Genomic DNA, 24,082 nt, shown 5'->3' on the forward strand with positions numbered 1-24,082 from the left:
GACAACAGATGGCCACGACACCGGCCCGTCAGAAATTGCGCGACATGCTCGATGCCGGCGAACTTATCGTCGCTCCAGGTGTTTTCGACGGGGTAACAGCACATCTGGCCCGGCGCACCGGCCAGCCGGCCGCATATATGACCGGCGCCGGCGTGGCAGCCTCAGGGTTCGGCCTGCCGGATATCGGGCTGGTCACCGCCACCGAGATGGCAGAACGCGCCCGGATGATGGCCGGCGTGCTCGGCGACGTTCCGCTGATCGCCGACGCTGACACCGGCTACGGCGCGCCGATGAATGTCGTGCGCACCGTCCGCCTCTACGAGCAGGCAGGCGTCGCCGCAATCCAATTGGAGGACCAGGCATTCCCGAAACGCTGCGGACACCTGGCCGACAAGCACGTGATCGACGCTGCCGAGTTCGAACAAACTTTGGCCGCCGCGCTCGACACCCGCAGTGACGACCACCTGCTCGTCGTCGCACGGACCGACGCGCGTGCCCCGCTCGGATTGGAGGCCGCGATCGAGCGGGCGAATCGGTACGCTCAGGCGGGCGCGGACGTCATCTTCGTCGAGGCCCCGCAGAGCGTCGAGGAGATCGAACGCATCGCCCGCGATGTCGAGGCTCCGTTGCTGATCAATCTGGTGCTCGGCGGAATGACACCGCTGGAGTCGGCGACACGATTGCAAGAGCTGGGTTACGCCATCGCCATTCATCCCAGCAATCCGCTCGCTCGCGCGGTTCTCGGCATGCTGGAGGGCCTGTGTGAGCTCAACGGTGGCAACGTCGCCGACTACCTACCCACCGGGCCCGCCGAGTTCTTCAACCTGGTCGGGATGGCGGAGTGGCTTGCCCTGGACGCCAAATACGCACGCATGGAGGAGCACCCATGAGCATGACCGTCATCGAGAAGATCTTCGCCCGCAAGGCCGGCGTGAAAAACGTGTCCGTGGGCGAGACCGTCGTCGTCGACGTCGACATGACGGTGCTGATCGACCTGCAGTTCGCGACGATGTGGATCGAGCCGCTGCGAATTCACGACCCGGACAAGCTGGCGATCGTCATGGACCACGCGGTACCCGCACCGACCATCAAAGACGCTGCCGGCGGCCCGCGTGCCCGCAAGTTCGCTGCCGAGTTCGGCATCGAGCGCTTCTATGACGTCGGCAGACACGGCATTTGCCACCAAGTCATCGCCGAGAACGGACTGGCCCGTCCCGGAGAAATATTGGCCTGCACCGACTCCCACACCTGCGCGGCCGGCGCTTACAACACCGCCGCCCGCGGCTTGGGCCCCGCCGAGGTGTATTCGATCATGTGCACCGGCCGCACCTGGTTTCAGGTCGCGCCGACGATCCGCTACCAGCTCGAGGGCGTCAAGCCCGACACGGTGAGCGGCAAGGACATCTTTTTGCACATCGCCAACGAGTACGGCGACGCCGCGAACCTGAACCTGGAGTTCGGCGGCCCCGGGCTGGCCAGCATCCCGATGCACGACCGTCGCACCATCGCCACCCAGGGCGCCGAGGTATCGGCCGATTTCAGCACGTTCGAGCCCGACGAGATGCTGACGTCGTTCCTGCAGGAGCGCGGCGTCACCGGATATGAGACTGCCGCACCGGATCCCGATGCGACCTACCGCGAGGTGCGGCATGTGGACCTGGCCGCTCTGGAACCCTACGTGGCCCGGCCCGGCACCGTGAGCCGCAACGGTCTGCCGGTCTCGCAGTTGGGCAGGCAGAAGATCGATCAGGCTTTCATCGGCTCGTGCGCCAACGGCCAACTCGAGGATCTTGAGATCGCCGCGGGCGTGTTGCGCGGCAAGACTGTTGCGGCCGGCGTTCGGCTGCTCGTGACTCCGGCGTCACAAGCCGTCTATCGCGAGGCGATGCGGCGCGGCTACCTGCAGGACCTCGCCGACGCAGGCGCGGTGATCACCAACTCCACCTGCGGCGCGTGCTTCGGCTACCACATGGGCGTGGTAGGACCCGGCGAAGTCTGCCTGACGTCGAGCACCCGGAACTTCACCGGCCGCATGGGCAGCCCCGAGGCGCAGATCTTCATGGCCTCACCGGCAACCGTTGCCGCGTCAGCGATCACCGGCTACATCACCGAAGCGAGGAGTACGACCTCATGACGCTCACCATCACCGGCAAGGTCTGGGTGTTCGGCGACGACCTGAACACCGACGCCATGTACCCGGCCTTCGCCATGAAGATGGATCCCCCGGAGGCAGCCAAGCACATCTTCTACGAGGTACGCCCCGGGTGGACCGACCAGGTTTCCGCCGGCGACATCGTGGTTGCGGGCAAGAACTTCGGGTTGGGGTCGTCGCGACCGGTCGCGGCGCTGTTCACCGAGCTCGGCGTCGCCGGACTTATCGCCGAGGAATTCAATTCACTGTTCTTCCGCAATGCCGTCAACGCCGGGCTCCCCGCGATGACGATTCCCGACGCCACCACCGTGTTTCACGAGGGCGACACGGGCACCTTCGATCTCGACACCGGCGAATGGCGCAACGACACAACCGGGGCGTCGGGGTCGGTACCCAAGCTGCCCGACCTCATTCTCGAGATCATCGCCAGCGGAGGCGTATTGCCCCGGTTGGCCGCGCAGGGTTATCTGCCTGCCGAATTGGGTGACGTGCTGCGGTCCAGCACGGTGGCGATCCGCGGTGAGGGAAGCGGGGCATGACGGGCGCCGTCGGCAGACTGCTGCGCAATGTCCGCGCTGGCGAGGATCGAAGCCCGCTTACCGGTTCGGGTTTCACGGCGCCCTACGACATCACGGTCACCAGCACCGCCTTCAGCGACGGCGGCACGCTGCCGCTGTCGAGCGGCGGGAAGGGGGTCGGCGACAATGTCTCGCCGCAGCTGCGCTGGACCGCGCCGCCGCCAGAAGTCCGACAGCTGGTGCTGATCATCGACGACGTCGACGTTCCGCTGCCACGCCCGCTGCTGCACACCATCGCCGTGATCGAGCCCCGCATGCAGGACGTCGACACGGGCGCGTTGCGGCCGGGTACCGCGGGAATGCGTTTCATTCCAGGCAGTTTGGGGCACCGGGGATACGCGGGCCCGCGGCCGATTCCGGGACACGGGCCGCACCGCTACCGGTTCCACGTGCTGGCGCTCGACGAGCCGATTCCGGATCATGTCTCCACCGCCAAGGCACTGCTGAACCAGATGGCCGGGCACGTGCTCGCCCGCGGCGTGCTGACCGGGACGTACGAGCGCCCGTGACCGGGTTGACGGCGGATTTGGCCGAGCGTTCGGCGGGGCTGAGTTTCGATCGATTGCCCGACAACGTTGTCGCCATAGCCCGGTTGTGTGTGCTGGACTGGCTCGGCGTCACCATCGTCGGCAGCCGCGAACCGGCCCCGCGGACACTGCTGCGGACGCTCGCGCCGGACGCCGTCGCGAAGGGCGCGAGCGTGATCGGTCACGGGATCCGGGTGAGCCCGCTGCAGGCCGCGCTGGTGAACGGCACCTCATCGCATGTCCTCGACTTCGACGATGTGAACGCGACGCTCATCGGTCACCCCTCGGTGGCAATACTCGCAGCGGTGTTGGCGCTGGCCGAATCGCTGCAAAGCAACGGGCCAGAGTTCCTGTGCGCCTTTGTCGCCGGCTACGAGACCGCTTGCCGGGTTGCCGCCGCCGTGGGTCCGCTGTCGTATCTGCGGGGCTTTCACCACACCGGGACGATCGGCACGCTGGGTGCCGCCGCGACCTGTGCGAAATTGCTGTCGCTCGACGCAGAACGCACCGCAATGGCGCTCGCGCTGGCCGCCACCCAGGCCGCCGGGCTGGGCTGCATGGTGGGCACGATGTCCAAGTCGTTCCACGCGGGCAAGGCGTGCGAAAACGGGCTGCTGGCTGCGCTACTGGCCCGAAACGACTTCACTGCAAACGAATCAGCGATCGAATGCGCTAAAGGATTCGCCGCCACCGCGAGCGGAGAGTGCGACTCTGCCGCAGCGCTGGCCGAACCGCCGATGGGCTGGTACATCTTGAGCAACCTGTTTAAATTCGACGCGTCCTGCTATATGACCCATTCAACGCTGGCCGGCATCCGTGAGCTACGCACGCAGCATGACCTGAACGCCGACGAGATCGCGGAAATCCATGTGCATCTGGGCGAACTGGAATTCGCTACCTGCGCACTGCCCAGGCCGACCACCGGGCTCGAGGTCAAGTTCAGCGTCGCGCACCTGGCCGCGATGGCGGCGCTCGGCCGGTCGACGATGGTCATCGACGACGCGGCGGCCAGCGACCCGGCCGTCATCGCGCTACGCGAAAAGGTGACCGTCACCGACGACGGCATCTCCGGAGCACCGACTCGCGTTGAGGTACTGCTGCGCGACGGCGCTCGGCGCACCACGGCGTGCGATCTCACAACGCCTGAGTATGACCTCACCAGGCTGCACTCCCGAGTTGAGGACAAGTTCCGGGCAGTCACCGCACCGCACATCGGCGCCGACCGTACCGAGGCATTGATCACGGCCGCCGAAGCGCCAGTCGCTCGACTTGATGTGTTTCGCATCGCCGAACTGGCGCGGGCCGGCGTGGCCTGAGCCCAGAAGCGGTTAGCCAATCCCTAGAGCGCTCAGCACCGAATACCACTTAAACGCACCGATGATGTGGACGGGTGGCTAGATGGACGTGCGCGCCGTGTGGTTCCAGGAGTGACGATGACCAGTGACACCTGCCGGGCGCGTACCGCCCGGTCTATTGACCTGATCTATCGGTCAGCGGCGGCGGGTGGTTCGTGCTGGGCCCGCAATCACCACGGGCACTGCCGTGAATTGCCGATGGCCCGCTGGCTGGGGGGACCGCAGACCACACCACAGGATCGGCTCGCCGACGAGCACGTACTCGGCCACTGCACTTCGCACCCGACTCTGGATCTGGGGTGCGGTCCTGGACGATTCACCGCCTCGCTGCGGCAGCGTGGATTTCCCGCACTCGGGGTCGACAGTTCGACCGTCGCGGTAGAGATGACACGCGGACGCGGCGGGACCGCGATCCGCCGCGACCTATTCGCTCCGTTGCCCGCCGAGGGCAACTGGGAACAGATTCTGCTCACCGACGGCAACATCGGTATCGGCGGGAACCCGGTCCGGACCTTGAAGCGGGCCGCGGAACTCCTCGCGCATGGCGGCATTGTCATCGTCGAGATCGAGGCCGCAGCAACTGCGCTATGTCACGAACTACTGCGCTGGGAAACCGAAAAATATCTAGGGCATTGGTTTCCGTGGTCGCGCGTGGGAGCCGGCTCACTCGGCGACATTGCGCGCGCCGCCGGGTTCCTCGTCACTCAGGTCGTCGATATTCACGCCCGGGTGATTGCGGTGCTGACAACCGTCACCGGTTCCGGCGCCGACCGGTAGCCGACAGACACACGCTCGTGCACCTCCGGCGAAAAGGCGCTCAAGCGCTTAACCATCAGGATTCGTGCGGCACCGCTGTCGAGGACGACACTAGCGAGGTGGTCTACGGATTTCCGGTACGTGCCTGGCGCGCGTTGGAGCGCCACCGACCGCTCGGGATCGGCCTGCTGCAGCGGTGGCGGAGCCCGCTGCGGGGGCCATGGCTGACGTCGGTGTTCGGCTCGGTGCTGCTTGTCGGTCTGCCGGTTCTAATCTTGACCGGGCTGCTGTCCTACGTCGCGTACGGCCCGCAATTCGGGCAGGCCATCCCTCGCGATGTCGGGTGGCTCAAACTGCCCACGTTCGATTGGCCGACCCGGCCGTCGTGGCTTTACCGACTGACTCAGGGTGTGCACGTCGGATTGGGTCTGATCATCATCCCGGTGGTGCTGGCCAAACTGTGGTCGGTCATTCCACGGCTGTTCGCATGGCCGCCGCTGCGGTCGATCGCGCAGCTTCTGGAGCGATTGTCATTGCTGATGCTGGTGGGCGGGATCCTTTTTGAGCTCATCACCGGGGTGCTCAACATCCAGTACGACTACATTTTCGGGTTCAGCTTCTACACAGCCCACTACTGGGGCGCGTGGATATTCATCGCGGGTTTCGTCATCCACGTGCTGATCAAATTGCCCAGGATGATTACCGGCCTGCGCTCCCAGTCGCTTCGCACCGTATTGCGCACCTCACGCGCCGACACCCGCCCCGAACCACCGGACGCGGACGGGTTGGTCGCCGCCGATCCCGCACCGCCGACGATGAGTCGACGCGGCGCGCTCGCGCTGGTCGGGGGCGGGGCATTGTTCGTCGCCGTGCTCACCGCCGGCCAGACACTCGGAGGTTTCAGCCGTCGTGCGGCGTTCCTATTGCCGCGAGGACGCAACCGCGGCACCGGCCCCAACGATTTCCAGGTCAACAGGACCGCTGGGGCCGCCGCAATCACGCGGGCCGACATCGGCGCCAATTGGCGGCTTAGCATACGAGGTCCTTCGGGGCAGACGCTGTTGAGCCGGACCGCCCTGGAAGCGATGCCGCAGCACACCGCCGAGCTGCCGATCGCGTGCGTCGAAGGATGGTCGACCACCCAGACGTGGAGCGGAGTTCGTCTCGGCGATCTGGCGGCCCTGGCCGGACTGCCCAATCCTGCCCGAGCCACCGTGTATTCGCTGGAGCGGGGCGGCGCGTTCAATCATGCGGTCCTGCAGGCTAATCAAGTGCGAAACCCCGACTCGCTACTGGCACTTCGGGTCAACGGCGTCGACCTGTCAGTCGATCATGGCTACCCCGCGCGCATCATCGTGCCAGCGCTGCCGGGCGTGCACAACACCAAATGGGTACGGTCCATCGAATTCGGACAACGTTGATATGCGCAGACTGACCGCCCGCTTCGCTGCCTTCTACGGTAGTAATCCGTTGCATCTCCTGGGCACCGTCGCCGCGTGGGCGCTGGCCGGATATGCCCTGACCGTGCTCGGGCCGCACGCGCTGTGGAACTCGAAGGTGTGGTGGCAGTCAATCGCGGTGTGGTTCGTCGCTGCGGTCATTAGTCACGACCTGATCCTGTTTCCGCTCTACGCGTTGGCCGATCGCTCCCTCATGGCTGCCCTTGCAATGGTGAGGAATCGGCGCGCGGGGCCCTCACATGGGGTGCCGCGGGTGTCGCCGCTGAATTACTTGAGGGTCCCGACCCTCGCGGCGGGGCTGTCGCTGCTGCTGTTCTTTCCCGGGATCATCCAACAGGGAAAAGCCACTTACTCCGCGGCCACCGGGCAGAGCCAAGAACCCTTCTTCGGGCGCTGGCTGTTGCTGGTCGCCGCTCTATACGGTTTTAGCGCACTGGCATACGCCGCGCGGCTCGCTATCGCAGGACGCAACGGGAAATCGACTGCCAACCAGCTCGATACCGACGCTCACAACACCAACACGGAGACCTGAATCTTTCGTGTCGCAAGCACTACTCCTCGGGAACGTCGCGTTCGATCTCGTCGAGCCAGGCCTGCGCCGACATGTCCGACGGCGCACGCCAATCCCCGCGCGGGGACAGGGCACCGCCATGCGACACCTTGGGCCCGTTGGGCAGCGCGGAGCGCTTGAACTGGCTGAACGAGTAGAACCGCTGCACGAAGATCTGCAGCCAGTGCCGAATCTCCTTGAGCGAGTAGGACGGTCGCTTGTTCTCCGGGAACCCCGGCGGCCAGTTGCCGCGGTCCGGATCGCTCCAGGCATGCCACGCCAAGAACGCGATCTTCGACGGTCGGAATCCGTAGCGCAGCACCTGGAACAGGGAAAAGTCTTGTAGAGCAAACGGCCCGACCTTCGCCTCGCTGCTCTGCAGCTCCTCTTCCTCACCGGTGGGAATGAGTTCCGGGGTGATCTCGGTGTCAAGCACCGACTGCAGCACCTCGTCCACCCGGGATTCGAACTGGCCTGAGGAGATGACCCAACGGATCAGGTGCTGGATCAGCGTCTTGGGCACCCCGGCATTGACGTTGTAGTGCGACATCTGGTCGCCGACACCGTAAGTCGACCAGCCCAGCCCCAACTCCGACAGGTCACCGGTGCCCAGCACGATACCGCCGCGCTGGTTGGCCAGCCGGAAAAGGTAGTCGGTGCGTAGGCCGGCCTGGACGTTCTCGAAGGTGACGTCGTAAACCTTTTCGCCATCCGCGAAGGGATGGTCGATCTCCTTGAGCATCAGCTTTGCGGTTTCGGTGATGTCGATTTCGGCAAAGGTGACACCAAGTGCTCGGCAAAGCTCGACCGCGTTGCGTTTGGTGTGTTCGCCGGTTGCGAAGCCGGGCAGGGTGAACGCCAGAATGTCGCTGCGCGGCTGGTGTTCGCGGTCCATCGCGTGCGCTGCGACGATCAGCGCGTGCGTGGAGTCCAGCCCGCCGGAAACCCCGATGACGACCTTCGGGTAGCTCAACGCTCGCAGTCGCTGTTCGAGCCCGGCGACCTGAATGTTGTAGGCCTCGTAGCAGTCTTGCTGCAGCCGGTTGGGATCGGCGGGCACGAACGGGAACCGCTCGACCTTGCGCCGCAGTCCGATGTCGCCGGACGGTGGATCCAGGCGAAACTCGATTCGCCGGAACGAGTCCGCCAGGGCCCGGTGGTGACGGCGGTTGTCATCGAACGTTCCCATCCGCAGGCGTTCCGCGCGAAGCAACCCGGTGTCGACGTCGGCGATCGACCGTCGCTCTCCTTTGGGGAAGCGCTCCGATTGGGCGAGCAGGACACCGTTCTCCCAGATCATGGTCTGGCCGTCCCAGGCCAGGTCGGTCGTCGACTCACCCTCCCCGGCCGCGGCGTAGACATAGGCGGCCAGACAGCGCAACGAAGCGGACCGGGCAAGCAGGCTTCGATCTTCGGCGCGGCCGATCGTGATCGGGCTGCCGGACAGATTGGCCAGCATGGTCGCACCAGCCAGCGCCGCTTCCGCGCTGGGCGGAACCGGCACGAACATGTCCTCACAGATTTCGACGTGCAGCACGAAGTCGGGCAGGTCGGATGCGGCGAACAACAGGTCCGGACCGAACGGCGCTTGGGTGCCGGCGATCCGAATAGTGCCGCGCTCGTCGTCGCCGGGTGCCACCTGGCGGCGCTCGTAAAATTCGCGATAGGTCGGCAGGTACGACTTGGGCGCCACCCCCAGCACCACACCGCGATGAATGACCACTGCGGTGTTGTAGATCCGGTGCCGGTAACGCAGCGGGGCGCCGACCACCAGCACCGGCAGCAGCTCGGTGGAAGCCGTGACGACATCAAGCACGGCGTCCTCGACGGCGTCGAGCAATACGTCTTGCAGAAGAATGTCCTCGATGGAGTACCCGGACAGCGTCAACTCCGGGAAAACAGCGAGGGCGACAGCGTCGTCGTGGCACTGGCGAGCCAGCCGCAGCACCGACGCGGCATTGGCCGCCGGGTCGCCGATCGCGGCATGGTGGGTGCACGCGGCGACACGGGCAAAGCCCTGGCTGTAGGCGTTGTAGAAGTCCATCGCCCTTCCATTCTCGCCCAGCCGGTGTCAATATCCGGCCATTGGGTATCGCAAGTCCGTCCGGCGAGCAGTGTCGGGTCTCCACGTGCCCGTACCCTCGAAGGGGTGACGGCCCGCCCAGAATCTCCGGAGTTGATCGCACTGCTGGCCGGTCGCCGTATCGCGGTGTTGACCGGCGCGGGGATTTCCACCGACTCCGGTATCCCCGATTACCGAGGCCCTGATTCGCCGCCGAGCAATCCCATGACGATTCGGCAGTTCACCTCGGATCCGGTGTTCCGGCAGCGGTACTGGGCGCGCAATCACGTCGGCTGGCGGTACATGGACAAAACCCTGCCGAACGCCGGCCACCGGGCGGTCGCCGCACTGGAGCGCGCCGGAGTGGTGACCGGCGTCGTGACTCAGAACGTTGACCTGTTGCACACCAAGGCCGGCAGCCAAAACGTGATCAACCTGCATGGCACCTATGCGCAGGTGATCTGCCTGAGCTGCCGCGATTCGATGAGCCGCGCGGCGTTGGGCGAGAAACTCGATGCGCTCAACCCGGGATTCGTCGAGCGTGCGGAGGCAATCGGTGGGCTGGCGGTTGCTCCGGACGCCGATGCCGTCGTGGCCGACACCGCGTGTTTCCGCTACCTGGACTGCCCATCGTGCGGCGGCATGCTCAAGCCCGATATCGTCTATTTCGGCGAGAGTGTGCCCAAAGCAGTTGTCAAACAGGCATTTTCACTTATCGAAGCGGCTGATGCGCTGCTGGTGGCCGGATCGTCGTTGACGGTGTTCTCGGGCTACCGGTTCGTGCGCCACGCCGCGGCGCTGGGCATTCCGGTCGCCATCGTCAACCAGGGACCTACCCGCGGCGACGATCTGGCCACGCTCAAGGTCCACGGCGGCTGCTCGGAGCTGCTGACGCTGCTGGCCGAGGAGCTCGTCGCGGCGTCGGTTCGTTAGGCGCCAAAGCCTCAAAAGGTGCAGGGCATGCTGCGGATCCCGTGGATGAAGTTGCCGGGCACATATACGGGTTCGCCCGCCTGGATGTCCGGCAGCTGACGCAAGAGCTCGCCGAAGATCGCGCGCAGTTGCGCCCTGGCCACATGCGCGCCCAGGCAGAAGTGCACTCCGCCACCGCCGAAACTGACGTGCGGGTTGGGACTTCGGCTCAGATCCAGGCGCTCTGGGTGCTCGAAGACTTCGGTGTCCCAGTTGCCGGACGGATAGAACATCACCACCTTCTCCCCCGCCCGGATGGCTTGGCCGCCGATTTCGAAATCCGTTGCGGCCGTGCGGCGGAAGGTCATCACCGGGCTCGCCCAGCGGATGAACTCCTCGATTGCCCCGCCGATGCGATTTTCGAAATCCTCCAGCAGCCAGGCGCGCTGATCGGGAAAGTCGGTGAGCGCCTTCAGCGCGTGACTGGTGGTTTGCCGCGTGGTGTCGTTGGCCGCGACAGCGAGCAGCACGAAGAACGCGGCGATGTCGGCGTCGGCGAGCCGATCACCGTCCACCTCGGCAGTCACCAGGCTGGTGAACAGGTCGTCACCCGGATGCTCGCGACGTTCGGCGGCGAGGGCGAAGGCCACCTGATGCACAGTTGTTTGCGCCTCGAAAAGCACCTCCAGCGGGGGGCGGCCGTTGAGGTAGACCGGGTCGGCCCACGAGACCGTCGCATCGGCGGCGCGTTCCACGCGGTCACGATCCGCCTCCGGAATGCCTACCATGTCCGACAGCGTGCGGATCGGCAGTTCCTTGGCGCATTGCTGGACAAAGTCGGCGCCGCTACCGGCCGCTTTGAGCTCCTCGACGATGGTCTTGGCGTTCGCCTTGATCGAATCCTCGATGCGCCTGACCTGCCGAGGCGTGAATGCCGCGCTGACAAGTTTGCGAAGGAAGGTGTGCCGCGGCGGGTCCATCGCCAAGAAGGACTGGGACGCTTCCAGCAGCTCAACGGGAACGTTCTCGAAGAGGACCCCCTTGCCGGACAAGAACACCTCGTTGTTGCGGCTGACCGCCGCGATGTCGTCGCGCCGGGTCAGTGCCCAGTACCCGGGGTCGTCGGGATCGGTCAGCAGCGCGTCTTCGACCGGCGGATGCCAGCTCACCGGGCGTTCGGCCCGCAGGACGGCGAACGAACTTTCCCGCTCTTGCGCGCTCGTGGACCAGAACGCGCGCGACGAGAGATCGATGGGGTCGTAGGCCCGGGGGGTGGCGGCCGTCGCTGTCATGGTGGGGTCCTCCATCGGCTATGACGTCTGTCACAAATCTGACCGACACCGACCCTAAATCTAGACATAGTGTCTAGTCAAGATGTCGAACTTTCGGCTACGCTCTGACCAGGGGTGCGATAGGAGGAGCCATGCCGTCGGTCACCCGCAAGCCGCAAGCCAGGCGGCAGGAGAGGCGCGAGCAGATCGAGCGCCGGCTGCTCGATGCCACCGAGCGGTTGATGCGAGACGGTGCCAGCTTCACCGAACTCAGCGTGGACCGGCTGTCTACCGAGGCGGGGATGTCGCGGGCCAGCTTCTACATTTACTTCGAGGACAAAGGCCACCTGCTGCGCCGCCTGGCCGGCCAGGTGTTCGCCGATCTCGCCGAAAGCGCCGAACGTTGGTGGAGCGTGGCGTGGCGACACGATCCAGATGACGTGCACGCCGGGATGGCCGCCATCATCGCCAGCTACCGGCGACATCAACCGGTGCTCGTGGCGCTCAACGAGATGGCCGCCTACGACTCGTTGGTCGGTGCGACCTACCGCAATCTGCTGACTGCTATCACCGGCCGGTTGACCCGCGTCATCGAAGACGGCCAGGCCGACGGCTCAATCCGACGCGAGCTACCCGCCGCCACCACGGCCAGTGCGCTTACCTGGATGGTCGAGCGGACCTGTCAACAGAATCTGCCCACCCAAGCGGCCGCATACGATACGGATCTTGCTACTACACTGACCGAAATCGTTTGGGCGGCACTATATCTCAAGCCGACAACAAAGTCTTAAACGGCGACCAGATCGTCGGCATGGACGGCGGGCCGGCGCAGCTCGGCAGGCAGCTCTGAGGTAGACCGGCCGATCATGGTGGCCAATTCGGCGGAGTCATAGGCAACCACGCCGCGCGCCACCAGGGTCGCGTCCGGCCCGTTGAGGTCGACGACGTCACCGCCGTGAAAACGGCCGGACAGCGCAGTGATACCCGCGGGCAACAGTGAGCGGCGTTGGCCCACCACGGCGCGCACGGCGCCGTCGTCCAGGGTCAGCGCACCGGCGGACTCTGCGGCGTAGCGCACCCAAAATCGACGCGCCGACATCCGGTTGGGCCGCGCGGCGAACGCTGTGCCCACCGAGGCGTCCACCAACGCGGTCGCGGCCTCCGCGGCGGCCGCCAGCAGCACCGGCACCCCGGCATCGGCGGCCAGCAGCGCTGCGGACACCTTCGACGCCATCCCGCCGGTGCCCAGGTGGCTGCTTTGTCCCGCGACCACGCCGTCGAGATCGGCTGCCCCGGACACCTCCGGAATGAAGCGGGATTCGCGGGCCTTGCGCGGATCGGAGTCGTAGAGCCCGTCGATGTCGCTCAGCAACACCAGCGCGTCGGCGCCGACCAGGTGGGCAACCAAAGCCGAGAGGCGGTCGTTGTCGCCGAACCGGATTTCGTTGGTGGCCACCGTGTCGTTCTCGTTGACGATCGCCACCGCATGCAGCGCCCGCAGCCGGTCCAGGGTGCGCTGGGCGTTGGTGTGCTGGACCCGCATCGAAATGTCGTGCGCGGTCAGCAAGACCTGCCCAACACTGCGCTGGAAGCGGGAGAATGCGGCGCTCCACGCGTTCACCAGCGCGACCTGCCCGACGCTGGCCGCCGCCTGTTTGGTGGCCAGGTCGGTGGGCCGCTTGGTCAGCCCGAGCGGCTCGATGCCGGCAGCAATGGCCCCAGAGGAGACGATGACGACGTCCGAGCCGGCTTTCATCCGGGCTTCGATGGCCTCGGCGAGCCCGGCCAGGCGGCCGGCGTCGAACATGCCGGTCGGCGTGGTCAACGCGGTGGTACCGACCTTGACCACGACGCTTCGCGCGGTGCGGATGGCCTCGCGCGCTGCGGTGCTGGTCATGACGGCTTACCGTGCTCGCGGCGCCGGCGGCGGGCCGCCTTGCGTTCGTCGGCGCCGACCCGGTCGGTGCTCTCCAGGCGGGTATCGGTGCCCCGCCTCGTCATCACGGTGCCCACACCGGAGGGCGTCTGCGGCTCCCAGTCGAAGGTGACCTCACCGATGGTGACCGCGCATCCCGGTCGCGCACCGAGCTTCACCAGTTCGTCCTCGACGCCGAGACGTGCCAGCCGGTCACCGAGGTAGCCGACCGCCTCGTCGTTGTCGAAATTCGTTTGGGCGATCCAGCGTTCGGGCCGCTGGCCGCGAACCACGAAGCCGCCCTGCCCGTCGGACTCCACCGTGAAACCCGACTCGTCAATTGGGATCGGGCGGATCACCGGCCGTCGCGGGACCAGCACCGGCTGTGCGGCCTGATACTGCGACACCATGTCGGCGAGCGCAAAGATCAACGGCTGCAGCCCTTCCCTGCTGACGGTCGATACCAGGAACACCGGCCAGCCACGCGCGGCGATATCGTCACGAACGAACTCGGCCAGCTCGCGGGCCTCCGGTACGTCGATCTTGTTGAGCACCACCGCCCTTGGCCGCTCGACAAGATCCCCCAGGGCGGAATCTCCTTGCAGCGTAGGCGTGTACGCCGCCAGCTCGGCTTCCAGCGCGTCGATGTCGGACACCGGGTCGCGGCCTAATTCCGCAGTCGCACAATCCACCACGTGTACCAGCACCGCACACCGCTCGATGTGCCGCAGGAAATCCAGGCCCAGACCGCGGCCCTGCGACGCACCCGGGATCAGGCCCGGTACGTCGGCGACGGTGAAGGTGCGCTCCCCCGCCGAGACCACGCCCAGGTTGGGAGCGAGTGTGGTGAAGGGATAGTCGGCGATCTTCGGCTTGGCCGCCGAGATCGTGGACACCAGAGAGGATTTTCCGGCCGACGGGAACCCGATCAGCCCGACGTCGGCGACGGTCTTGAGTTCGAGCGTGAGATCGCGGGATTCTCCCTGTTCGCCGAGCAGTGCAAAACCCGGCGCCTTGCGGGCCCGCGAGGCCAGCGCGGCGTTGCCCAGCCCGCCGCGACCTCCGGCCGCGGCTTCGAAGCGGGTGCCCGCGCCGACCAGGTCGGCGAGCAATCGGCCGTCCTCGTCAAGCACGACGGTGCCATCGGGGATGTTCACTTCCAGATCGGCGCCGGCGGCCCCATCGCGGTGACCGCCCATCCCCTGCTTGCCCGAAGCCGCGACGATATGCGGCCGGAAATGGAAGTCCAGCAGGGTGTGCACCTGCGGGTCGACGACCAGCACTACGCTGCCGCCGCGGCCACCATTGCCGCCGTCGGGACCGCCGAGCGGCTTGAATTTCTCGCGGTGGACCGAGGCGCAGCCGTTACCGCCGGAGCCCGCCCGGGTGTGGATCACCACGCGGTCGACAAACCGAGGCATCGGGTTCCTCTTACTTTCCGCCCGGCGACGATGCGGGCCGTGCAGCGGCCCGAGGAGGAGACGGGCAATCCATCACGAGGGTGAAGCTAGTCCAGCCGCACGCTCGCGACGCTCAGTCGGTCTTAATCAGAGGTCGTCGGGGTCGTGACAATGTTGATCGTCTTGCGTCCCCGCTTGACCCCGAACCGGACGGCGCCGGCCGCCTTGGCGAACAACGTGTCGTCGCCGCCGCGGCCGACGTTGACCCCCGGGTGGAAGTGCGTGCCGCGCTGGCGGACGATGATCTCGCCGGCCTTGACGAGCTGACCGCCGAACCGCTTGACGCCGAGACGCTGAGCGTTGGAATCGCGACCGTTGCGTGAGCTGGACGCGCCCTTTTTGTGTGCCATGTCTGTCGCCTTGCTACTTGATGCCGGTGACCTTGAGAACCGTCAGCTGCTGACGGTGGCCCTGGCGCTTGTGGTAACCGGTCTTGTTCTTGAACTTGTGGATACGAATCTTGGGGCCCTTGGTGTGCTCGAGCACCTCACCGGTCACCGCGACCTTGGAAAGCGCGGCGGCATCGGACGTGACGCTGGCACCATCGACGACCAGCGCGACCGGCAGCGACACCTTGGCGCCGGGCTCGGAGTCGAGCTTCTCGACCTTGACGACGTCTCCGACCGCGACTTTGTACTGCTTGCCGCCGGTCTTGACGATTGCGTAGGTCGCCATGGTTACGTCTACCTCTTCTTCTTCGGGTCCTGCGGGCGACGCGCTACCAAAGGGTGCGCGATGGGTCTTGGAGTGCCGGCCAAAACCCGGTCAGCGGGCCTGGCGACAACTGGACCAGGGTACGTGACCAGCGGCTACAGGGTCAAACCGGTCGGTCAGTCCTCATGGATCGGCGGGCCGGCCGGCCGGGCCGCCGCCCGACGCCGGCGCGGTTGCGCGGCCGGCGCGGTGACGGCGGATTCGTCGCCGTCCAGGTCGTCGTCGAGGTCAAGATCGTCGGCCTCGTCGCCCTCGTCATCGTCGTCTTCGTCGTCTTCGTCGTCTTCGTCGTCGTCCTCAAGGTCCTCATCGTCGAGGTCCTCATCGTCGTCGAGGTCGACCTCGACGTCTTCGTCGGTGTCGTCTTCATCGGTGTCGTCTTCATCGGTGTCGTCTTCGTCGGTGTCGTCGAAGTCGCCATCCTGCAGGTCTTCTTCCGCGACCTCCCGTGCGACCTGCTGCTGGATCTGACCATCGGTTTCCGCGTCGTCCCGGTCGTGCGCGCCGACAGCCTCATCGACGTCCTCGGTACGCTCGGCGTCGTCGGATTCGTCGTCATGGCGACCGTTGGCCGCGGCCATTGCCTTGAACATCGGATGTTCGCCGGGAGTGTGGACCGGCACTTTGGCCACTTCCTGCTCGTCGGACTTGCCCTTCTTGGAACGCCGGCCCCGCTTGCCGCCCGACTCGGATTTGCGACCGGTCGCCGGCGCAGAGTCGACGGGATCAGCGTGCAGCGTTATTCCGCGGCCGCCGCAGTGCGGACACGTCGTGGAGAACGCCTCGATCAGCCCTGTCCCCAGCCGCTTGCGAGTGAGCTGCACCAGCCCCAACGAGGTCACTTCGGACACCTGATGACGGGTGCGGTCACGAGCCAGCGCCTCGGTCAACCGACGCAGTACCAGGTCACGGTTGGACTCGAGCACCATGTCGATGAAGTCGATGACGACAATGCCGCCAATGTCGCGAAGCCGCAGCTGGCGCACGATCTCCTCGGCCGCTTCGAGGTTGTTCTTGGTCACGGTCTGCTCGAGGTTGCCACCGGACCCGGTGAACTTGCCGGTGTTGACGTCGACCACCGTCATCGCTTCGGTTCGATCGATCACCAACGTTCCACCCGAGGGCAGCCAGACCTTGCGGTCCATCGCCTTGGCCAGTTGCTCGTCGATGCGGTGCACCGCAAAGACGTCGGGGCCCGCCTGTCCCTCAGAAAGCCCAACGGACTCATATTTATTCAGCTTCGAAACAAGCTCGGGGGCAACCGAATTCACGTACTCGTTGATGGTGGTCCAAGCTTCCTCGCCGGACACGATCAGCTGAGCGAAGTCCTCGTTGAACAAGTCGCGGATCACCTTGACCAGGATGTCGGGCTCTTCGTAGAGCGCCACAGCGGCGCCGGCCGCCTTCTCCTTGGTCTCCTGCGCCTGCGCGGCGATCTGTGTCCACCGATCCTGCAACCGGGTCACGTCCGCGCGGATGTCATGCTCCTTGACCCCCTCGGAGGCGGTGCGGATGATCACCCCGGCGTCCGACGGCACAACCTCACGCAGGATCTCTTTGAGGCGTTGACGTTCGGTGTCCGGAAGCTTGCGGCTGATGCCGGTCGACGACGCACCCGGCACGTAGACCAGGTAGCGACCGGCCAGCGACACCTGGGTGGTGAGTCGAGCGCCCTTGTGACCGACCGGGTCCTTGCTGACCTGCACCACGACGTAGTCGCCGGGTCTGAGGGCCTGCTCGATTTTGCGGTTGGACCCGCCAAGGCCGGCGGCTTCCCAGTTCACTTCGCCGGCGTAGAGCACTCCGTTGCGACCGCGGCCGATGTCGACGAAGGCGGCCTCCATCGACGGCAGCACGTTCTGCACGATGCCGAGGTAGATGTTGCCCACCAAGGAGGCCGAAGCCGCGCTGGTGACGAAGTGTTCGACGACGATGCCGTCTTCGAGCACGGCGATCTGGGTGTACCGGGCGCCCGGGTGCGGTGGTTCGGTGCGGACCTTGTCACGCACCACCATCACCCGCTCGACCGCTTCGCGGCGCGCCAAGAATTCGGCTTCGGTCAGGACGGGCGGGCGGCGGCGGCCGGCGTCGCGCCCATCGCGGCGGCGCTGCCGTTTGGCCTCCAGCCGGGTCGATCCGTCAATGCCCTGGATCTCGGTGTTGCTGGAGTTTCCACCGGCTTTGTCACCGGCCCGGGGTGCCCGCTCGTGCACCACGGTGTTCGGTGGGTCGTCGGGTGACGGGCTGTCATCGTCATCGCCGGCACCGGACTTGCGGCGACGACGACGTCGGCGACGCTTGGTGTTGCCTTCCCCGGAGCCGTTGTCGTCCTCACCGTTTTCGGAGTCGTCGTCGTCGGAGTCATCGTCGGCGTTGCCAGCCGATGCCGCGTCCGACGTGTCCGGTTTGCCGCCGTCGCCGCCGGCCTCGTCGCCCTTGTCGGCTCCGTTCTGCTCGCCTCGACCGCGGCCCCGTCCGCGACGCCCCCGGCGCCGACGCCGGTTGGCGGGACGTTCGCCCTGCTCGTCGTCGTCGCTGTCGAGGTCGTCATCGTCGGAATCCGCGGAGTCGTCGGCGTCCTCGACGTCGTCGTCGGTCGCGATCGGCTGTGGCGCGACGAAGAGCGGCATGTACTCGGGACGGTCGGCGGCGGTATCTGGGGCCGCCAGCATCAGCCGCGACTCGGGCTCATCCACCGCAGCGGCCGCCTCCGCCTCGGGCGCGACCACCGCCGGGGCGGGGGTAACCGGTGCGCCGCCGAGCAGATCACGCACCCTGACCGCGTCGGCGCGGTCCACGGTGGAGTGCGCGCTACGGATCCGCCCGTCGAGTTCGGTCAGTGCTTCGAGCACCCGTTTGCTGGTCGTCCCGAGCGCTCTCGCCAGCGAATGGACCCTTAGCCGATCGGGCAGGTCCTCGTGCTGCGACGAGTCTTGTGGGAGCTCTGAGGATGGGCCACCGTCTATCACGTATTCTCCTCAAGCCCCCGGGCGCGTCCTGCGACGCGGCCACGCGAGGGCTGTGCTATGTGTCCGGGTTACTTCTCCCGAACTTGTGATGGTCTCGCTCCGGGCGGCTCATGTCGAACGCGCTCGGCGCCGGTTTGAATGATGGCTGGACACTCGGCGCCGCATCGCGGGTAGGCGGTGGTCGCGCTCGTCGAAGTCTTCATTCGGGCGTCGGAAGCCGGTCCGGCGACGTTCACCCGATACTTAGTATCCCATACCGTCGGGGCGACCCGGACCAAGTCCGGCGACCCGCGCTCAGGCCTGGGAGAACCAGAGCGTGATCTCACGCTCGGCCGACTCCGGCGAATCGGATCCGTGCACGAGGTTGAACTGCGTTTCGAGGCCGAAATCGCCCCGGATGGTGCCGGGCGCAGCCTTTTCGACCGGGTCTGTTGCGCCGGCCAGTTGCCGCACTGCCGGGACTGCCCGCGGGCCTTCCACGATCGCCGCAACCAGCGGTCCGGACGTGATGAACTCCAGCAGGGACGCGAAAAACGGTTTGCCGTCATGCTCGGCGTAGTGCGCCCGGGCCAGCTCGTCGCTGACAACGCGCATTTCCAGCGCCGCGACGGTCAGGCCTTTGCGCTCGACACGGCCGATAATCTCGCCTACCAGGCGTCGCTCGACCCCGTCGGGCTTGATCAACAGGAGTGTCCGCTCGGTCACGGCCGACAGCGTACCTAACCGCCGACTCGCGCCGACCACAGCGGATCAGTCCGGTGGGCCTTCTTGGCCGGGGAGGAGCCCACGTCGCTGCCTGCGCAGAACCTCGGCCCGGAAATAAATGATCAGCGCCCAGACCGCGGCAAACAATATTCCGATGAATCCGACCCCGGGGTAGACCAGGAAGCCGGCGAGGGGTACCAGTTGCACGGCCAGGTTCACCCAGATGGCCCATGACCGGCCCTGCAGTCCGGCGAGCACGATCAGGACCGCTACCAAACCGAGCAGGTATCCCAGTCTGAACGGCGTCAGCCCGCCACCGACCACGCCGACCACCGGCAACGCCAGGAGGACCACGATCGCCTCCAGGATCAGCGTCCCGGCCGTCACCCCACGGAAGCTTTTCCACGGATCCGGCGTCGGGCCATCACCTGGTTGCGGGAGCGGGCGCGTCAAGCCGGATCACGACCGAACAACGTACGTGCAGCCCCGGCGGTGACCACTGAGCCGGTGATCACGATGCCGGTCCCGGAAAACGCGTCGCTCCCGACTTCGGCATCTGTGACGGCGTCGTCAACCAGCGCGATCGCGGTATCGATTGCGGCAGGCAGGTTCTCGGCGGTGATCACCCGGTCGGGTCCGAACGACTGCTGGGCGGCCAACGCCAGCGACTCGATGTCCAGGGCGCGCGGAGATCCGTTGTGAGTGACCACGATCCGATCGAGCACCGGCTCCAGGACGGCGAGGATGCCGCCGACGTCCTTGTCGGCCAGCACGCTGACCACCCCGACCAGGAACCGGAAATCGAACTCCTCAGCCAGCGTCTGAGCCAGCGCCGCCGCGCCGGCCGGATTGTGCGCAGCATCGATGAATACCGTTGGGGCGCTGCGCATGCGCTCCAACCGGCCCGGACTGCTCGCGGCGGCGAATCCGGCCCGAACGGCATCGACATCGAGTTGACGCTGCGCACCGGCCCCGAAAAACGCCTCGACCGCGGCCAGCGCCAGCGCGGCGTTGTGGGCCTGATGTTCCCCATGCAGCGGCAGATACAGATCGGAATACACCCCGCCGAGGCCCTGCAGCTGCAGCACTTGGCCGCCGATGGCGACCTGACGGCCCAACACCGCGAATTCAGAGTCCTCGCGGGCGACCGCGGCGTCGGCGCGCACGGTTTGCGCCAGCAGCACCTCCATTGCCTCGGGTAGCTGCCGACCGATCACGGCCACGGTGTCGGTCTCAGCCCCCGTCGGCCCAGAACCTCGAGTGATGATGCCCGCCTTCTCGCCAGCGATACCGGCGATATCGCCGCCGAGGTATTCGACGTGGTCGATGCCGATCGGGGTGATGACCGCGACCGGCGCGTTGACCACATTGGTGGCATCCCAACGACCGCCCAGACCCACCTCCACCACTGCGACCTCGATCGGCGCGTCGGCGAACGCCGCGAACGCCATCGCGGTGACGACCTCGAACTTGCTCATCGCCGGGCCAGCCTCCCCGAAAACACCGTTCTGCGACTGCTGGTCGATTATCTGCACGAACGGCTCGATCTCCCGGTAGGTGTCCACATACCGGGCCGGGCTGATCGGGTGCCCGTCGATCGCGATCCGCTCCACCGCCGACTGCAAATGCGGGCTGGTGGTCCGACCGGTGCGCCGCTGCAACGCGGTCAGCAGGGCGTCGACCATCCGCGCCACGGAGGTCTTGCCGTTGGTGCCGGCAATATGAATCGATGGGTAGCCGCATTGGGGTGAGCCGAGTAGATCCATCAACGCAGTGATGCGGCTAAGGCTGGGTTCGATCTTGGTTTCCGGCCAGCGCTGGTCGAGCAAATGCTCGACCTGTAGTAAGGCCGCGATCTCATCTGGGGTCGGAGCCCCGCCGGTGGATCCTGAGTCGGACGGCTCCAAAGTCACTGCAGCCCGGCCAACCTGGCCGTTATCCGCTCAGTTTCCTCGCGGGCCACTCGCTGACGCTCTCGTTGCTTGTCGACGACGGCGGCCGGCGCCTTGGCCATGAAGTCGGCATTGCCCAATTTGGCGGTTGTCGAAGCCAGTTCCTTGTGTGCGGCGGCCAGATCCTTTTCCAGGCGCCGACGTTCGGCCTCCACGTCGATGGTGCTCGAGGTGTCGAGTTCGACGACGTCGGTGTCAGCACCAAGCCGGACCTCCAGGGACGCCGATGAACTGAACTCGGGACCCGGTGCGGTCAGCGAGGTCAGGGCCATCACCTGCGCACTCAGCTGGCCACCACCAGCCAACTGGGCCGGGACCTTTTGGCGGGCGGCCAGACCCTGGTCGCTGCGGAACCGGCGGATCTCGGTGACCAGCTTCTGCGTGTTGCTGATCCGTTGTGAGACAGCCGGATCCAATGCGATGCCAGACGGCTCCGGCCAGTCGGCGATCACCAGCGACTCGTGACCGGTCAATGCCTGCCACAGCGCCTCGGTGATGAACGGGATCACCGGATGCAGCAACCGCAGCAGGGTGTCCAGCACGGCGGCCAGCACCGCAGTGGTGTGCGAGAGTCCATCGGCCAGCTGCGTCTTGGCCAGCTCGACGTACCAGTCGCAGAATTCATCCCAGGTGAAGTGGTAGAGGGCCTCGCAGGCCCGGCTGAATTCATATCCGTCGAAGGTCGAATCAACCTCGGCGCGGACTTCTTCCAACCGTCCCAGGATCCAGCTGTCGGCGTCGGTCAATTCGGCGAGATCAGGCAACGGGGCAAGGCGGGCACCGTTGAGCAACGCAAACCGGGTCGCGTTGAACAGCTTGGTAACGAAACTGCGGGACCCCCGCACGTGATCCTCGCCGACCGCGAGATCGCCACCGGGGCTGGCGCCGCGGGCCAGCGTGAACCGCAAGGCGTCGGCGCCGTAGATGTCCAGCCAATCCAGCGGATCGACGACGTTACCCTTGGACTTGCTCATCTTTCGACCGGACTCGTCACGGATCAGGCCGTGCAGGAAGACGTCAGTGAACGGCACCTGCGGACCTCGGCGGCCGTCCTGGGTGATGGCGTCGTCAGCGCCGACGAAGGTGCCAAACATCATCATCCTGGCCACCCAGAAGAACAAGATGTCGTAGCCGGTCACCAGAACACTTGTCGGATAGAACTTTTCGAGATCCGGCGTCTTCGACGGCCAGCCCAGAGTGGAGAACGGCCACAGCGCCGACGAGAACCAGGTGTCCAGGACGTCGGGGTCCTGTTCCCAACCGTCGGGAGGTGTCTCGTCCGGGCCCACGCACACCTGCTCACCGTCGGGCCCGTACCAGATCGGGATACGGTGACCCCACCACAGCTGGCGCGAGATGCACCAGTCATGCATGTCGTCAACCCAGGCGAACCAGCGCGGCTCCAGGCTCGCGGGGTGAATCACGGTGTCGCCGTTGCGCACGGCGTCGCCGGCAGCCTTCGCCAAGGATTCCACCCGGACCCACCACTGCAGCGACAGCCGCGGTTCAATTGGCTCGCCGCTGCGTTCCGAGTGTCCGACGCTATGCAAGTAGGGGCGTTTCTCTTCGACGATCCTGCCCTGCGCCGCAAGAGCTTCGCGCACCGCGGTGCGGGCATCGAAGCGGTCCATCCCGTCGAACTGTGTTCCGGTGTCGACGATCCGGCCCTTGGTGTCCATAATCGACGGCATCGGCAACTGATGTCGCAGCCCGATCTCGAAGTCGTTCGGGTCGTGGGCAGGCGTGACTTTGACTGCGCCGGTGCCGAACTCGGGGTCGACATGGTCGTCGGCGACGACGATGAGCCGCCGGTCCAGGAACGGGTGCGGCAACGTGGTGCCAACCAGCTTTCGGTAACGGTCGTCGTCGGGATGAACCGCGATCGCGGTGTCGCCGAGCATCGTCTCCACCCGGGTGGTGGCCACCACGATGTGCGGCTCGGCGTCGTCGAGCGAGCCGTACCTGAACGACACCAGCTCGCCTTCGACGTCCTCGTAGCGGACCTCGAGATCCGAGATCGCCGTTTCCAATACCGGCGACCAGTTCACCAGCCGCTCGGCCTGATAGATCAAACCGGCGTCGTAGAGCCGCTTGAAGATCGTCCGCACCGCACGCGACAGACCCTCGTCCATGGTGAACCGGTCGCGGCTCCAGTCCACCCCGTCGCCCAGCCGGCGCATCTGGCCACCGATGGAGCCGCCGGACTCATGCTTCCAGTCCCACACCTTGTCGACGAACAGCTCGCGGCCGAAGTCTTCCTTGGTCTTCCCGTCCACCTCGAGTTGCTTTTCCACCACGCTCTGCGTCGCGATACCCGCGTGGTCCATGCCCGGCTGCCAGAGCACCTCATAGCCCTGCATCCGCTTGCGGCGGGTCAGCGCATCCATCATGGTGTGCTCCAGCGCATGACCCATGTGCAGGCTGCCGGTCACGTTCGGCGGCGGCAGCACGATCGAATACGCGGGCTTGGCGCTGCCCGGGTCGGCGGTGAAGTAGCCCGCGTCAACCCAACGTTGGTAGATCGCGCTTTCGGCCGCGCCCGGATCCCACGCCTTGGGCAGGGCTTCAGCCCGCTCGTTGGCGGCGGGTTCAGGGTTAGCGGTCACCCATCAATTCTAGAAAGCACCGCGATCTGCAACGAACACCGCCCATGTCGGGCGGCGTTGGTTACTTTTTGCCGCCGAGCAATCCGCCGAGGATGTCGCCCGCCTTCGAGCCCAGCGCATTGCCCAACACGCTGCCCA

Annotated in this window: 21 protein-coding genes; 10 read left to right on the forward strand and 11 right to left on the reverse strand. The window is 66.1% G+C overall.

Annotated elements, in window-relative coordinates; all coding sequences use genetic code 11:
• Positions 1-8: 8 nt before the first annotated feature.
• The 8 genes from VNW74_RS18965 (at position 9) to VNW74_RS19000 (ending at position 7,360) form a co-directional block, all read left to right on the forward strand.
• On the forward strand, positions 9-890 hold the full coding sequence (locus VNW74_RS18965) for an isocitrate lyase/PEP mutase family protein (RefSeq protein WP_325679576.1): 882 nt from the start codon (positions 9-11) through the stop codon (positions 888-890).
• Positions 887-2,134, forward strand: a complete 1,248-nt coding sequence (locus VNW74_RS18970; RefSeq protein ID WP_325679578.1) for an aconitase/3-isopropylmalate dehydratase large subunit family protein — start codon at positions 887-889, stop codon at positions 2,132-2,134. Before VNW74_RS18965 ends, VNW74_RS18970 begins: the two co-directional genes overlap by 4 nt.
• An 8-nt stretch (positions 2,135-2,142) precedes the next feature.
• A complete protein-coding gene (locus VNW74_RS18975; protein WP_325679615.1) occupies positions 2,143-2,691 on the forward strand; it encodes a 3-isopropylmalate dehydratase in 549 nt (182 codons plus the stop codon).
• Positions 2,688-3,239: a YbhB/YbcL family Raf kinase inhibitor-like protein gene (locus VNW74_RS18980; protein WP_325679579.1), complete on the forward strand. Its 552-nt coding sequence runs from the start codon at positions 2,688-2,690 to the stop codon at positions 3,237-3,239. Before VNW74_RS18975 ends, VNW74_RS18980 begins: the two co-directional genes overlap by 4 nt.
• Positions 3,236-4,573 carry an MmgE/PrpD family protein gene (locus VNW74_RS18985; RefSeq protein ID WP_325679581.1) on the forward strand — a complete coding sequence of 446 codons (1,338 nt, stop codon included), beginning with the start codon at positions 3,236-3,238 and terminating at the stop codon, positions 4,571-4,573. Before VNW74_RS18980 ends, VNW74_RS18985 begins: the two co-directional genes overlap by 4 nt.
• 117 nt (positions 4,574-4,690) lie before the next feature.
• Positions 4,691-5,389 (forward strand): methyltransferase domain-containing protein, encoded by a 699-nt coding sequence (locus tag VNW74_RS18990; RefSeq protein WP_325679583.1) that lies wholly within the window; start codon positions 4,691-4,693, stop codon positions 5,387-5,389.
• 134 nt (positions 5,390-5,523) lie between these two features.
• On the forward strand, positions 5,524-6,789 hold the full coding sequence (locus VNW74_RS18995; protein WP_325679617.1) for a molybdopterin-dependent oxidoreductase: 1,266 nt from the start codon (positions 5,524-5,526) through the stop codon (positions 6,787-6,789).
• Between the two features lies 1 nt (position 6,790).
• The gene (locus VNW74_RS19000) at positions 6,791-7,360 is read left to right on the forward strand and encodes a hypothetical protein (protein ID WP_325679585.1); all 570 of its coding nucleotides are present in this window, start codon (positions 6,791-6,793) and stop codon (positions 7,358-7,360) included.
• Positions 7,361-7,379: 19 nt separating this feature from the next.
• On the opposite strand, the gene VNW74_RS19005 is transcribed toward VNW74_RS19000, so the two are convergent.
• Positions 7,380-9,422, reverse strand: coding sequence for an NAD(+) synthase (locus tag VNW74_RS19005; RefSeq protein WP_325679587.1), 2,043 nt, complete (start codon positions 9,420-9,422; stop codon positions 7,380-7,382).
• Positions 9,423-9,527: 105 nt separating this feature from the next.
• Between VNW74_RS19005 and VNW74_RS19010 the strand changes: the two genes are divergently transcribed.
• Positions 9,528-10,373 (forward strand): NAD-dependent deacetylase, encoded by an 846-nt coding sequence (locus tag VNW74_RS19010; RefSeq protein ID WP_325679588.1) that lies wholly within the window; start codon positions 9,528-9,530, stop codon positions 10,371-10,373.
• Between the two features lie 11 nt (positions 10,374-10,384).
• On the opposite strand, the gene VNW74_RS19015 is transcribed toward VNW74_RS19010, so the two are convergent.
• Positions 10,385-11,644, reverse strand: coding sequence for a cytochrome P450 (locus VNW74_RS19015; RefSeq protein WP_325679590.1), 1,260 nt, complete (start codon positions 11,642-11,644; stop codon positions 10,385-10,387).
• A gap of 131 nt (positions 11,645-11,775) precedes the next feature.
• Here VNW74_RS19015 and VNW74_RS19020 point away from each other — a divergent pair, with 131 nt between their 5' ends.
• Positions 11,776-12,414 (forward strand): TetR/AcrR family transcriptional regulator, encoded by a 639-nt coding sequence (locus VNW74_RS19020; RefSeq protein WP_325679592.1) that lies wholly within the window; start codon positions 11,776-11,778, stop codon positions 12,412-12,414.
• Here VNW74_RS19020 and proB read toward each other — a convergent pair.
• The 9 genes from proB to VNW74_RS19065 form a co-directional block, all read right to left on the reverse strand.
• Positions 12,411-13,520 carry a glutamate 5-kinase gene (gene proB / locus VNW74_RS19025; RefSeq protein WP_325679594.1) on the reverse strand — a complete coding sequence of 370 codons (1,110 nt, stop codon included), beginning with the start codon at positions 13,518-13,520 and terminating at the stop codon, positions 12,411-12,413. The genes VNW74_RS19020 and proB overlap by 4 nt on opposite strands.
• Positions 13,517-14,959 carry a GTPase ObgE gene (obgE, locus tag VNW74_RS19030; RefSeq protein WP_325679596.1) on the reverse strand — a complete coding sequence of 481 codons (1,443 nt, stop codon included), beginning with the start codon at positions 14,957-14,959 and terminating at the stop codon, positions 13,517-13,519. Before obgE ends, proB begins: the two co-directional genes overlap by 4 nt.
• Before the next feature lie 122 nt (positions 14,960-15,081).
• Complete coding sequence (rpmA, locus tag VNW74_RS19035; protein ID WP_325679598.1) at positions 15,082-15,348, reverse strand: 50S ribosomal protein L27; 267 nt, start codon at positions 15,346-15,348, stop codon at positions 15,082-15,084.
• 13 nt (positions 15,349-15,361) lie between these two features.
• Complete coding sequence (gene rplU, locus VNW74_RS19040) at positions 15,362-15,673, reverse strand: 50S ribosomal protein L21 (RefSeq protein WP_325679600.1); 312 nt, start codon at positions 15,671-15,673, stop codon at positions 15,362-15,364.
• 155 nt (positions 15,674-15,828) lie between these two features.
• Positions 15,829-18,681 (reverse strand): Rne/Rng family ribonuclease, encoded by a 2,853-nt coding sequence (locus tag VNW74_RS19045; RefSeq protein WP_325679602.1) that lies wholly within the window; start codon positions 18,679-18,681, stop codon positions 15,829-15,831.
• Between the two features lie 294 nt (positions 18,682-18,975).
• Entirely contained in the window at positions 18,976-19,386 is a 411-nt protein-coding gene (gene ndk / locus VNW74_RS19050; protein ID WP_325679604.1) for a nucleoside-diphosphate kinase, read from the reverse strand.
• 45 nt (positions 19,387-19,431) lie between these two features.
• On the reverse strand, positions 19,432-19,773 hold the full coding sequence (locus tag VNW74_RS19055) for a DUF4233 domain-containing protein (protein ID WP_325679606.1): 342 nt from the start codon (positions 19,771-19,773) through the stop codon (positions 19,432-19,434).
• A 62-nt stretch (positions 19,774-19,835) separates the two neighbouring features.
• Entirely contained in the window at positions 19,836-21,299 is a 1,464-nt protein-coding gene (folC, locus tag VNW74_RS19060; RefSeq protein WP_325679608.1) for a bifunctional tetrahydrofolate synthase/dihydrofolate synthase, read from the reverse strand.
• Positions 21,296-23,944, reverse strand: coding sequence for a valine--tRNA ligase (locus tag VNW74_RS19065; protein ID WP_325679610.1), 2,649 nt, complete (start codon positions 23,942-23,944; stop codon positions 21,296-21,298). The genes folC and VNW74_RS19065 overlap by 4 nt, the downstream gene beginning before the upstream one ends.
• Between the last annotated feature and the right edge of the window lie 138 nt (positions 23,945-24,082).

It is taken from the genome of Mycobacterium sp. (assembly GCF_035570115.1).
Lineage (GTDB): Bacteria > Actinomycetota > Actinomycetes > Mycobacteriales > Mycobacteriaceae > Mycobacterium.

What these genes read in the sequence shown, in the direction of transcription:
- VNW74_RS18965 (WP_325679576.1), top strand. Translation starts at nt 9, where the DNA reads ATGGCCACGACACCGGCCCGTCAGAAATTGCGCGACATGCTCGATGCC.
- VNW74_RS18970 (WP_325679578.1), top strand. Translation starts at nt 887, where the DNA reads ATGAGCATGACCGTCATCGAGAAGATCTTCGCCCGCAAGGCCGGCGTG.
- VNW74_RS18980 (WP_325679579.1), top strand. Translation starts at nt 2,688, where the DNA reads ATGACGGGCGCCGTCGGCAGACTGCTGCGCAATGTCCGCGCTGGCGAG.
- VNW74_RS18990 (WP_325679583.1), top strand. Translation starts at nt 4,691, where the DNA reads ATGACCAGTGACACCTGCCGGGCGCGTACCGCCCGGTCTATTGACCTG.
- VNW74_RS19000 (WP_325679585.1), top strand. Translation starts at nt 6,791, where the DNA reads ATGCGCAGACTGACCGCCCGCTTCGCTGCCTTCTACGGTAGTAATCCG.
- VNW74_RS19005 (WP_325679587.1), bottom strand. Translation starts at nt 9,422, where the DNA reads ATGGACTTCTACAACGCCTACAGCCAGGGCTTTGCCCGTGTCGCCGCG.
- VNW74_RS19015 (WP_325679590.1), bottom strand. Translation starts at nt 11,644, where the DNA reads ATGACAGCGACGGCCGCCACCCCCCGGGCCTACGACCCCATCGATCTC.
- VNW74_RS19020 (WP_325679592.1), top strand. Translation starts at nt 11,776, where the DNA reads ATGCCGTCGGTCACCCGCAAGCCGCAAGCCAGGCGGCAGGAGAGGCGC.
- proB (WP_325679594.1), bottom strand. Translation starts at nt 13,520, where the DNA reads ATGACCAGCACCGCAGCGCGCGAGGCCATCCGCACCGCGCGAAGCGTC.
- obgE (WP_325679596.1), bottom strand. Translation starts at nt 14,959, where the DNA reads ATGCCTCGGTTTGTCGACCGCGTGGTGATCCACACCCGGGCGGGCTCC.
- rpmA (WP_325679598.1), bottom strand. Translation starts at nt 15,348, where the DNA reads ATGGCACACAAAAAGGGCGCGTCCAGCTCACGCAACGGTCGCGATTCC.
- rplU (WP_325679600.1), bottom strand. Translation starts at nt 15,673, where the DNA reads ATGGCGACCTACGCAATCGTCAAGACCGGCGGCAAGCAGTACAAAGTC.